Origin of the sequence: uncultured Gemella sp., assembly GCF_963537375.1 — a bacterium.
Lineage (GTDB): Bacteria > Bacillota > Bacilli > Staphylococcales > Gemellaceae > Gemella.
On the sequence record NZ_CAUTDQ010000009.1, the window covers coordinates 1 to 14,089 of the forward strand.

3 protein-coding genes are annotated in these 14,089 nt (G+C 35.1%); all 3 read right to left on the reverse strand.

Annotated features, from left to right (window positions below):
- The coding region (locus RYK99_RS02845) for a GEVED domain-containing protein (protein WP_314989941.1) at nt 1-8,336 on the reverse strand (8,336 nt) is incomplete at its 3' end.
- An 846-nt stretch (nt 8,337-9,182) separates the two neighbouring features.
- The gene (locus RYK99_RS02850; protein WP_314989943.1) at nt 9,183-12,413 is read right to left on the reverse strand and encodes an SIALI-17 repeat-containing surface protein; all 3,231 of its coding nucleotides are present in this window, start codon (nt 12,411-12,413) and stop codon (nt 9,183-9,185) included.
- Between the two features lie 429 nt (nt 12,414-12,842).
- Nucleotides 12,843-14,087, reverse strand: coding sequence for a glycosyltransferase family 4 protein (locus RYK99_RS02855; protein WP_314989945.1), 1,245 nt, complete (start codon nt 14,085-14,087; stop codon nt 12,843-12,845).
- Nucleotides 14,088-14,089: the final 2 nt, after the last annotated feature.

The following is a 14,089-nucleotide window of genomic DNA, read 5'->3' on the forward strand; positions in this document are numbered from 1 at the left end:
ACTTCTTCTTGAACATTTACAGCTTTGATTAAGTCTTCAGTCCATTTTGGTCCTGATGGATTACTTGGATCGATTGGTGTTACACCTGGAGTTGGTTTCGGATTGTCGTTACTTGTTGGTTTAGTTGGATCAAATGATGGAATATCAACTACTTTAGCTTTAACTTTAACAACAAATTCTTGATCTTTCTTAGGATCGTTATCGAATGTTGTATTGCTTACACCAGTTCCTGGATTTTCGAATCCATCAGATACTAGTATATAACCTTTATCTTCTAATTTCTTAATAGCTGCTTTTACTGCTGCTGTATTAAGAGTTGCAAAATTATCACCTGTTTTACCAATTTCCACTAAGTCTTCTGCTACACCTGGTGTAATTACAGTATCTGGGTTATTAGCGTCTACTTCTACAAACTTAACTGTTGCACGTTGTTCACCTTGCTCATAGAATACATTTACTTCGTAATCATCCGCTAATGGATCAATTGCATCAGTTTTATCAATCGCTACTTTATCTGCTAAGTAACCAGTGATAGTTGGTGATGTAACATTGTTGAACGCATTGTCAGATTGTTTCTCAGCTTCAGATAATTGTTCGTTTGCTGGTAAGTTAGTTGCTGTACTTCCTAGAGCTTTCCACTCTCCAAAGCTTACAGCTGCTACCTTATTCTTATCTGGAGTTTCTTTCTTAGATTCCTCTTTAACTTTAGCAATTATTGCATCATAGTATGCTTGACGAGCTGCTTCCTTAGCTGCTTGAGTAGTGTTAGCACGGTCTTGAATTGCTTTGTTCTTAACTGCTTCTGCTACTTTAGCATCATTTAATGCTTCTTTTTCATCTTTAGCATCTGTAAATGCTTTTTGCGCTGCTGTTGCATTTGCTGCTGCTGTTTTTGCCACTGCTAAGGCATCTGTAAACTTAGTTAACGCTGCATTTTTATCAGCATCCGTTGCACTATTGTCTTTCACTTTAGCTTCGTATTCTGCTTTAGCTGCTGCTACTTTAGCATTTTCTGCTTCTAGAGCTTGTTGAGTTGTAACTACTGCTTTAACTAAATCTGAGTTAGCTGCTGCTAGGTAGTTTGTTCTAGCTGTATTACGAGCTGCTAATGCATTATCGTAAGCTGTTTGCGCTGCTTGTAAAGCTGCTTCTGCTGCCGCTTTAGCATCTTTCTGAGCTTGTGTAGATTCACTTGTAATAACTAATGAATTGTTTGCTTTCTTAGCATCTGCTAATGCTTTTTCAGTTGTTGTAACATCCTTATCTGCTGTTGCTAATGCTTGCGCTGTTGTTGCATCTTCTTTAACTTTTTCTGCTGCTGCGTTGTATTGTTTTTCTACCTCAGCATACTTAGCTTGCGCTGCTTGTTTTTCTTCAGGAGTAGCTTTTGTATTTTCTGCATTGAATGTAGCTGTATCTTCTGGGAAGACTACTGCTGCTAATGCCATATCGATAGTGATATTACGTGTGAAGTTCAATGTTTCTGTTACAGATTCTGCTGCTTTAGAACCATCTTTTTTGTATTTATAGTTGATTGTACGTGTTACATCCGCTCTTTCTGTCTTAGCTCCTGTGTCACGTTTGTGTCCTAAGAATACATAGAATGTTTGGTTCTGTGCTTTTTCACCTGCATTTTCTGAGTCTGCTACTGACTCTTCGTCGAATTTACGTCCACCAACGATACGATTTCCATCATCATCATTTGTAAATCCATCACGTTTTAATTCGTATCCCATAGCCTCATATTTCGCAATAGTTGCCGCTGTTGAGTATTTGATACGAGTTGCTGAATCACCGTAAAGTGTTTCATCTTTTGTGATTGTATCTGTCGCTGATTTATTAGCTTCTAATGTTGAACCTGTGTGTGTTTCTAATACACCTTGGTCTGCATTGCTGGCAGCATCCATATCGATATATACAACACGAGCTACTTGTTTATCAGCTTTATAGTATACATAAACATCGAAATCATCTTTGTTGTCTGCACGTACTGCTGATACCATTGGTTCATATGAACCTACGTCTTGAGTGTTCACTTTACCATCTTTAATTGTTGGTGTGTATACCCCTACTGGAGTTTGGTTAGATGAACGTACATGTGATTGTACTCCATTCTTCTCACTCTTAGTATATTCTGTTTCTGGTAATTGCACTTCTGCTGTGTAACCTTTTAATGTAGGAGAAATGATATTCGTGAAGTGATCATTTTCCGGGTTAATAGACTTCCATGCACCAACGATTACTGTTCCAGCTGGTAATTGTGTTCCAGCTTTAACAACATCTCCTGGTTTAAGTTGAGTAACTTGAGTTGCCTCTTTTACTACTTCTCCTGTAGCTTTACGCACATAACGATCAACTGTGATTGGACTTTCTAGAGTCATCTCTGTAGCTACTGTGATGTCTTTTTCAGTTTGTCCATCTTGAGACATAACAATGTAGTCACGGTTATATGTTAATGTTTGTTCGTTTGTAACTGGTTTACCATCGATTGTTAAGATTGGTGTTTTATCTTCAGGAGCTGTAGATGCATCACCTTCGTAAACATAGTGAATTTTACGTGTGATAGTCGCTGTTAAGTTAGGAGTTACTGTTGGTGTATATGTTGCATAACCGTAGTCAGTTCCGTAACGTCTTCTTACGCTATCAGTTGCATCTGGATTATCGTAGTCGACATCAGGTTGTTTAATCGTTACACCTGTACCTACACCTACGAAACTTGGGTGTGGAGTGAAGACAACTGTTGCATCTTCGTAAACTGTTTCACCTTTTTCATTTGTAGTTTTCTTAGGAACTAATTTATATGTTCCTTCGTTTTCAATTTCGATAATTCCATTTTCGATGTCGATTGTCGTATATCTACGTTCTACCGTTGTTACTTCACCTGTAGTTGGGTTAACGTGTGTTGCTTTTGGAAGAGTAAGGTTTGTTAAAGGTACTGTTTTCCCTACTGTTCTAGTTCCTTTAGGGATAATGTTGTTGTAGTTAACATAAGATGTATTATCTACTGTTACAGAATCTCCTTTATTACCAATTAGCTTATCAACACTTGTTTCATCAACTAGTCTAGGTTTTAAAGTAGAATATGATTTAGGTATTACATCTCCTTTTTGTAACGTAACTTTCCATGTAGTAATTTGTGCTCCATTTACTATTGGTAGAGGAGTTACCAGTTGATCTCCTACTTGTAATTTTTCTCCAGTATTTACTGTTACTTCAACACCATTTCTAAGTACTGTTACTGGTGACGGAGCTGTTGGTAGCGCTCCCTCTAAAACAGAACCCGCTGGAACTTTTCTTGGAGAATTCGTTGTACCTTCTTCTCCAATACGAACACCACTTACTGTTACTCCACCTGAACCAGTAATAGTAATCGCTCCATGTTTAGCAATTTCAGTTCCTGCAGGAACTTTATCTGCTGGTTTGAATGTTTCTGTTCCACCATCTTCATAAGTTAAAGTTGTTTCTTTATCTACTGGTGTATCTACTTCATATAGTTTACCAGGAATATTTTTAACCTCTGAGAATGTGATAGGTTTTGTTTTGTCTATTAATACGTGCGCTTTATCAATTTTCGCTTCATCGATGTGCTCGTTATTAATAGATTCTACTGTACCGTGGTCTGGAATTCTTGGAGTTGCTGATTGTTTCTTACCTTGTTCATCAATCGTAGTTTCATCTTTACCAACAGGTTTAATATCAATTACTGTAGGTACATAAACCGTATCCATAGACTTGTAATTATTAACACCGTTGTTAACATTTCCACTAATTTTATCTTTATCTGCTAATGTTGTAGAAGCTGCTGATGCCTCAATTGTTTGAGTTGACGCTTCCCAACCTGTTGAGTTGTTGTTATCATCCCATGCACGAATTGCAATACCTTTGGCTCTTCCTACATATCCTATTTCAGGCTTGAATGTTACAGTAGTTTCATAGAAACCTCCTGTAACCTCTTTATTACCACCTGCTGTAGCTGGGTTAATTTTATATGTTCCGACTTTATTACCAACACTATCATATTCTATATATTCAGACATTAGATATTCAGTTTTGTTATTATTAGGGTTAACTACTTCTAATGCAGTTCCTAATACTTTATTATTCTTATCTTTAACTTGTACTAATTTCCCTGATAATACTGTTGAGTCCTTCTTATCAATGAATACTTTTCCTTCAGCATTAGTATAAATTGATCCGTCAGAATTTTTACGTAAGCTAGAGATTATTCCTTTTGTTCCTAAATCTGTCTTATCTTTTTCTGCATTAGGATCTAATGTTGTTACAGTATTAGGGTTAACAATTTTATCTGTTAATACGATTTTTGGTGATAATTCAACGTTGTTGATTTGAGCCCAGTTTTTGTATCCTGAGTCTTTTGATTTACCATTTGCGATAAACATCGCATTAGTTGGAACTTTAATAGTTTGTTCTTGTCCTTGGTAATCTTTAGTTTCATGTCTTGTTCCACGAGGGAAGTGAGTTACGAATGTTTGGAAGTCCTCTACCTCACCAGAACCAGCAAGTCCTGTAGATTCACGGATATCTTGCTCTTCTAATGCGATACGTAAACGCACCCCTGCTTTATCTATAGAAGTATCTAATAATTGAGCTACATTTTTGAATTTAACATCATATGTTTTTTGACCTGGAGTTACTTTGATTAATTCTGATGCTTCATCCACATCGAACTTACCATTTCCGTTAAAATCTACCCATCCACGTAAATATGCTTCTTTATTATTTACACCAGGGTTAGCTTTAACTCCGTAAAGAACATATTCAGTATCACTTGCTTGACGAAGCGTATATTCACCTTTAATTTTCTTACCAGTATTATCTACTGCATCTGGATCAAGTAATTGTGCTTCACCTTCATCAGGGATTGCTCCAACACCAAGTTTTTTAGTAGTTGAATTGTAAATACCAATCATTGGTAAGTTAGTTACTGGATCTGGTGTTGTAAGTACATCACCTTGGTTTACAGCTACTTGCGTACCATCTTCTTTTCTAATTACAGCATTTCCACTATCTGTAACAATAAATGTACCTGTATCACCTTTTTGGTTCGTTACTTTTACTTGTTTAGTAGGATCTGTTTCTCCCGCACCAAGTTCTTTTTCAACATATTTGTTTGTCATTACAAGGTCATCAAGTACCCAGTCTCCTGATTTTTCATTTGCAGTTGAACGGAAGTCTGGATCACCTGGTTGATCACCTAAATAAGGTTGTGTTGCTGTAACCTCTTGGTTATTTTCTACTTTATTAAAGTTACCGATTATGTGTTTAGCACTTCCATAAGATTTCGGAGCATCTCCACCATCTGTTACGACAAATCCAATAAATCCTGACACAGAACTTGTTGAGTTACCATAGAATGATAAGTTACTTACACCTTCTGTCAGTCCGATTGGTAATCTATATCCATCTCCAACAGCTGTAGAGAATGAACCAAATGTTTTATTACCGTAAGCTGATGGACTTACCCATTCAGATGGATTATATCCTGCATCTCTCATGTCTCCAATATCACCTGCTGTTGTTAATTTAACAGGTTTCTTATTAGGGTTTGAGAATTTTAATGTATCTGTAGCAGAAACCCTTGCATCTACCGAACCATCAGTCCATAAGATAGAGTTACCATAGAAATCTCGTGTAATTTCAACATGTCTTCCATCTGTAGTATCGAAAAGTTTCTTCTTACCATTAACTACTTCTAATGAAGTTGTTTTAACACCACTTGGTAGGATAAACGCTGCTAAACCAGGCATTGTACCACCTCGTAAGATTGGACGTCCTTCAGCATCTAACACTTGACGAACTTTGATACCATTAGTGCTACCTATTTTAAATACATTTTGATTGTTATCATCTTTACCAATGTATCCATCTTGGAACATTCCATCTTTTGTAGTAGTCATTCGTGTTCCAGTAGAATCTAAAATGGTAGGATTCCCCTCCGCATCTAATACCGGAAGATTATCTTTTTCTGATACAAGAACTTTCGCTCCTGATGCAGTAGTTAAGTAATATTTAGCCTCAGTTATGCCGTTTGTTACAACATCTTCTCTAGTAGTTTGCCAATATTTATTAATAAACATTGGATTCCCTGCACTATCAACATAAGCTTTTCCATTCTTATCTACTAGGATTGATGTTCCATTACCATCGACAATAGCATCTCCGTTATTATCTAGTCTACGGTTGTCCCAATGGATTTCCATAAGTTTTTCCCAAGCTCCACCGTCTGTTTCGAATTGAGAATACTCACGAAGACCTGATTCATCGGCGTCCGCCACAACGGCATTTACTGGAACAAGTTGTCCATTATAAGTCGCTTCTAAGTATAATGAAACCCCAAAGTTCGCATGGTCACGTGATGAACTAAACGCTGTTAATCCTTCACGTTTCGTTCCTGTTGGGTTTGTTTCAGAGTCTCCTTCTCTTCTTTCACGGTAAGTTGTTTCAATCCCAGCTTTACGAAGATAACTGTTCGTTTTATCTTGTGTTGTTAATAGGACATCAACACCACGTCCACCACCGTCTGGAGCATCAACAATATCATAGACAGCAGTTGTATCTGTAGTGTTTTTACCATTCACACCATTTGTATAATATCTTAATCTATTTCCTTGTCCTTTTTGAGGATCTGTAGCTACTTCTTTCGGAGCTAGTTTAGAAACAGTGGCACTTAATCGATATCCTTCAACACGAGTAGGTACGTCGAATTTCATCCCCACTTGTAATACTTCGTAAATTTCCCCTAATTTCTTAGTTGTATATGTTGTAGGGTTACCAGCATTCGGAACTCTTACATTTGTTTCCCCTTGCTTACCACCACTATAATAAATATGTTGTTCATACTTAGCGATACCCATTTTTAAGAATGCATCATCTGTTGATTTTAATTTAGTTCCTTTAGCGTAAAGAACTCCATCAACTGTGTAATTTCTTCCTAATGTTACATCGCGGTACATTGAGAAGTACCCCTCTAATGTACGTCCTGTTGTACCAGTATTCGCATCTAATTGTTTATACAATCTTCCGTCTGGTGTGGCAGTTGTGTTCTCGTAGTATCGCACCGGAGAAGCTACTGTACCATCTCTATAAGTGATTGTTGCTGACGCAAAGTTGAACCAGTTAATAGAACTTGATAATTGTTCAAGATTCTTAATCCCTGCAGATGCAACCATTACTTGCCCTGGTTCAAATGTTACAGATCCTGAACCATCTGCATAAGTAATAGTTGTAAAACCAGCCGCTTGCGATCCTCTTGTTTTGTTAACTGTAACAACATCTTCATTTGTTAATCCTGGGTTCGATGTACGGATTTGTTTAATAATCGCTGCAACTTCAGAATCAGTCAAGTCTTCCGCATTAACTACTGGCGTTAATTCTGCTGGCGGATTATTTCTAGCACCAGTTGTTGTACCAGTAGTACCATCTAATAATCCCTCGATTTCACCTTTGTGTCCTGCACGTTTCATCGTAGCATAAACAGCTTCGATAGCTCTTTCTAATTCTTTACGTTCTTTTTCTGAATCTTGTTTTGTAGATGAATCAGAGTTGAATACTTCTAGAGCTTTCGCAATTTGTTTTTCTGCAGCATCTACTACAGCTTTAATTTCTTTTTTAGCTTCTGCTGTTACTGCTCCAGCTTTCTCTGAGAATAATTTTGCCGTTTGGTTAATTACTTTCGCTTCTGAAACTGTTTTTTCCAGGTTTTCTTTAGCTACTTCTTTGTCAGATTTCTTGTCTTCTTTTTTAACTTCCGATTTGTTTTCTTCAGCTTTTGTCGCTTCTAGAGACTTGTTAAGGAAACTTATTGAGTTTTCTAACGCGACCGTTTGAGCATCTACTTGAGCTTGAGTTGCATTTTCAACTACGATAAGGTCTTTTGCCTTATTAAGTTCTTTTGCAGCATCAACTGTTAATTTTTGTTGAGTTTCTGATAGGTCACGTCCTGCAAGAGTAACGAATAAGTCGTTTAACTTATCAATTTTCTCTTGTAGTTTAGATTTGTTTACTACTGCTTTTTCTACTTTCACTTCCGTTTTCGGAGTTTCTTCTTTAGCAGTTGTTGTATTTGCTACTGTTGACGGGGCTTCTTCTGACTTTTTATCCGAGTCAGACGATACTTTGTCATTTCCAGTAACGTTTTCTACGTTAGACTCTTGCTTAGAAGCTAAATCTGCAGCTTGTGCAGCTCCTCCAAGAAAGAAGAACCCAGACGCGATTAATACTGAAGCAGCACCAGCATTGAATTTTTTAATTCCGTACTGATTGTACTTTTCGCATTCACGTCTACTATTCATTTTTGTATTATTTTTACTAAACATGTATTTCTCCTTTGCTTTTTTTCACAATAATTTATTTTGAATAAAAACCATAATAACTGTATTGTATCATCTTACAAAATAGACCTTAAACTGACTTAAAAAACTGCCTTATTTTTTTATAAAAACAAGAAAAATTAAACTTAATATTTTTTTAATTTTATCTATAAATATTTTTACACTTTATTTAAATCGTCATCATTATTTTTCAAATGTCATTTACATTTGATAAAGACTATCATTTCAGCATATTATAAGATACTATAATTATAATATAAAATCGTATTATTATCAATTATTTTCATGTTTTCTACCTATATATTACCATAAAAGCAAATCCTTACCTTTTAAATAAAATAATATTTACATTCACAAACTTAAAGAATTATTTAAATCCCTCTTTAATCATCGTCTAAAACGTTATATTAACATAATCTATGAACCTTCACCATCTATAACACTAACGATAAAAAATATCTCCAAGACATATTATATTTTTATATTTTTGTAATTTTTGTAATTTATTTAACTTAAATTTGTTAGTTGTGTTTTTGTTTATTTCTGTAATTTCTCATCATTCAGCAACCATAGGTTTCTGAAAATAACTGAATCGCTATAATCAACACGTTTTATATATTTTTTCCAAAGTAATAGATAGACATAAGCTTAGAACTCAATTTTTCATATTCTGATTTTAACTTTTCTTAATTAAATCTAAACAAAAAAACTCCTTCGTATAAATTACAAAAAGGATACATCTCGCACAACGCGAAATGCATCCACAATAATATATAAATTCTTTCTAAGTAATCTATTTACTTTATTTTTTAAAGAATAATCTTTACACATCTATTTTTGACGTTTTTTCACCGCCATCGCTATTCCTGATAGCATAATCATAAACCCAAGAGAAACCGTGTTAGATGTCCCACTGCCTGTATTAGGTAATGCTTCTGATTTTTTTATATTTTTCATCCCAAGTTGCTCAACACTCTCCTCTAACCTTTCAATCGTCGGTAAACCTTGCAGTTGGTATCTAGGATTAGGAATATCACCAGATCTACCTACAGTTACTGTAGGTAATTCTACAGCGCCAAGTGATGAAGTTGCCGCTCCCTGCAATCCTCCCCTATATTCTGGCACTTCTAATACTGGTGGAAGTATCAACGATGCTCCCCCTTTATACTCTGGAAGATCCAATATCGGCGGGGCTACTACCGATGCCCCTCCCTTATACTCTGGAAGATCCAATATCGGCGGGGCTACTACCGATGCCCCTCCCTTATACTCTGGAAGATCCAATATTGGAGGAGCTACTACCGATGCTCCTCCCTCGTACTCCGGTACTTCTCTTATCGGTGGTTCTATCGGCGACACTCCTCCTTCATACTCCGGTACTTCTCTTATCGGTGAATCTGTCGGCACTTCCCAGCTTGGTTTTACAAGATCATATTGGTAGACAATGGTAGTTATTCCTTCCACTACTTTTCCCGTTTCTGCTGTCGTATTATTGAATTTATCAGAAACAGCATAGATTCCGTGATAATTATAGTTTTTACCGTCCAATGCTGTGATTTTTTCCAACCATTTATCTTTAGCATTGTAATCTGGTATCGACCAATCTCTTACTTCGTCTCGAGTCGAGACAACCTTATCCCCTGATTTTGTAGTATATGTGTAAGTTGTTCTTAGAATTGCATCTTTTACTAGAGTTTCTGCCGGTTTTATTTCATTTCCTTCAGCATCCACATACTTAACAACTACAGAACCTTTTACCTCTTTTTCTACAGGGTTTGGTTCTTCTTTGCTTACTAAGCGATAAACATATTTAACAATCACTTGAGGTTTATCGAATACACTTGTTTCAGGTGCAGAATCTAAAGCAAGTCCATCAAATCCATAAGTAAACCCTGTTTTATCCGCTATAATTGTATCTAATCTCTCTGGAGTCGTATCATAAACGGGCGTTAATTTTTCAACAACACTTTCTTCTCCTACTTTCGTCTTCCCTGAAACAACATCATATATTTTTCTAATCTCATAAGGTACTTCGTAAACTACATCACTTCTCAATTTTTCTCCAGTATTCGATACATATTGAACCGTCAGTGTCCCTACTTTTTCATCACGAACATGTGACGGAATCATAGCACGACTTGTTACCATTCTATAATAATGATTTACGACAGGTGCACCTTCACCCATTACTTTATATGCACGAACAGGTGCGATAATCTCCGTAACAACATAATCTGTTTCTTCTCTTGTTGTTACCACTTGTTTAGCAAACTCCGTCTCTTTAGTAGTTGAATCTGCATTCACAACTTTTATTTTACTCAAATCATCAGAAATAGTTACAACACCTTTATTCGCATACACAGAGTCTTCTCTACTCTCAATCTCAGGATTAACTTTTTCCCAATCGCTATAGTGTTCCGGTTCGGCATCTTTATGATATGATAGTATATAACCTTTTTGTATACCTCTATCAAACCCAAATTTTAAATAATTTTTCTTCGTTTCTGTCACATCAGTATGATTATCATACTGATCAACAATTCTTTGAGTAGAATCCACGTAAACAGATAAATCATCTAATACATGTTGCCCATCTTCAATTTGCTTTCTTAAATTTTTAAGAGCTTCTTTATTTTGCTGGAAAAACATAATCCCACGGTCTGATTCTATCGCTATATCAATATTGTTTTGTTTAATCATCTCTATCGTATTTGCGATATTCTCATCAAGCTTAGCTTTTCTCGTTTTTAAATCTTGTTTTTCCTCATCACTTTTTGCATTTTGATTGAAATATTCTAATATACCATATACTTCAGAATGCATAACCTCAAGAATTTCTCTTAAAGATTCTTTTTTAAAGTCATGGACTTTTGAACTAGTTATTCCAGGTGGAAAATCTTTTGAACTATTAGAATAAAATAAACTAGTTTCATTATTAAACGTAACTTTACCGTCATCTGCTGTTCCGAAGATTTTATCCTCTCCTATTGTTGGATACTCTCCAGTTAAAGGTTGGTCCCAAAACGCATAAGATGGATATCCCTGAATCCCTTCTTCTCTGACATACGGTTCAGTTTTATTGTACTCTGGTGTTGCAGGAACTATTTCTCTTCTATAATTAATCGTATTAACAGTTCTTGTACCACTACCATGAGCATATGTATCTCTATCCATCACAAGAACTGTATCACCTTCTTTAAGAGTTACATTCTCTTTCGTGAAATCTTTAGCAGTTGCTTGCCCATTTTTCCACGCGTTCACCGCTTCTTCATCACTGTTGATGTTCGATGCTTCTACATACTTCCCGTAATGTCCGTCAGTTGTTTCTTCTACTAAGTAGACTTTTCCTGTAATTTTACCGTAATTAATTTCTCCCAAATAATTATGCATTCCTTCAGGAGACACAGAAACATCTATATTATTAAAACGAGTTTTTTCATAAACGGCTTTTTCTTTATCTACTACTTCTGAACGCACCAAACTATACGCTTTGTTATTAGCTTCAAGCTGGAACTCTCTACCTGTGTTTTCATTAATTCCACTACCAGTTCTTTCTATCCCCGATCCTCTATAAGCTTTACCATCTGTATCGTATGAAATGCCTTTTTTATCATAGTTTGTATAAACATTTCCTTTTTCTTCATAAATTTTAGATTCTGTTATTTTAGAACGATCTTCTTCTAATAAATAGTTAACCGTAGCTTTTTTTGAAAAATTAACTCTGTCTGTCCCATCAGGATCCCCAAAATGTTCATTTACTTTTGGTAAGAAAGTTACTTTTCCAATAACAGCATCTACGGTCACTTTCTTAGTGGGATTTTTATCATCTGTAAAAGTTGTTTTATTACTAGCTGATATTTTGTCTGTAACACGCTCATTATCTGCTCCCGTTACAACTGTTGTTTCACTTCTATCTCCTGAAGTCACATTCGCAAAAGCAGTTCCACCACCAACAAGCATAGAAAGTCCCAGTATTACCACAGCTCCTATTAATTTAGAGTCAGTTCGACCATTTTTGTATTTTCTTAATGAAAATTTCTCTTTCTTACTATTTTTCAACATATACCTTACCTCTATTACGATACTATTTCTCTGATAATATTATTTTTCCCTTTAAATTCGTACTTTTTCTTTCTATAAAAGACACATGAAAAATTACTAATAATTTTTAGATAACAAAATATCATTATAATTTTATCATATCAATCGCTTTAATTCAATCAATCTCTTACTATAGACCATTTTATCCATTAATTAGTTCACATAAAATTAATTTTATTTATTTTTTGAAAAAAGATATCCCAAGATAATAACTTCCAAGGACATCTTTATATTTTTCAATAATATTTTTTTCTTTTTGAAATATTAAAATTACATTTTCCATCATTTTCTGATTATGAACTGTTTTCAGAATACTAAGTTACATCAGATAGTTTTCTTTATAAAACCATTCAATAAAACTAGAATATTTCTTTCTTATAGCTATTTTTATTATAGTTTCAGAACTCTCTTATAATCTTCTACAAGATTACTTTTCAAATACTCTCTTGCAAATATCGAAGATGTATATTCATCTTCTTTTTGATATTTTTCAAGTAATTCCACTAATTCTTCTAATGAATTAAATGTTCTTGTATTATCGCAGATACTTGCATAATATTTATGTGCTAAGTCCACATTCGAAAGTAGGCAGACCAACCCTCTTGATGATGCTTCTACCGCTGCATTAGCAAAACACTCACTAAGTGAGCAAGAAATATATCCTTCATGCTTTTCATATGGAACTTTTGGTATAAAACCTGCGAATTTAACATTTTCCGGCAGATTTTCTTCTTTGTATCCTTTTGGTAGATTTCCATAGATAGTTAGCGTACTACCCGGCGTTTCTCTAAACGCTTCTATCGCTAATTCACATTTTTTTACTATCGTCATATTCCCAACTATGCACCAGTCTTTTACTCTTGTATATACTTTTTCTTCAACTTCTTCTACATACATCGGTGGTAAAAATTTTACCTGATTACTTCCGAGTCTACTTTCCAAGACTGGACTCGCCACAAGGTTAGTACACCACCCTTGCAATACAAATTTCATGAATGGAGCTAATATATTATAATGCGTATACGCAAATAATTCTCTTCCTGTATTTTGGAAAAATTTTCTAAGTTGCAGCGGGTATTCATTAACCATATCTATAATGAACCTATCATCTACCGTTGAATTTTCTACCAAGTATTCACTCACGAGCTGCCACTGCGACAAAAATTCTCCTGTTTTCTTTACATAATATTTATGGTAACTTTCCGAAACATTACCTTCCAGCACCACCCCATTTTTACCATAAAGGGTAAATTCATTAGTTTTCGGAATATATCTATATAATAGTTGCGAAGTGTAGCATTCTATATTTCCATTTTTGTAATGAACAAGACCTACGAAGCCTTCTTTAGTATATTCTACTTTTGATATGTCTTCCAATGTCTCAGTAAAACTTTTATCGACACTAGGTTCGTCTCGTGCTATATCGGATTTTTCGAAAATAACATGATAAAAATTTTCAAATCCCAAGTCTTTAAGAGTTTCCACAAAGTTAGGTACAAAAATAGATAAATTCGTAACAACTAACTGCTGATCAACACCTATTTGTTTAAAAATATCCTGACGTGCCAATTGACTTCTCTCAAATCCATATATATTAAACGGCACGCCTTCTTTTATCGTAAATACTTTTGTCATCT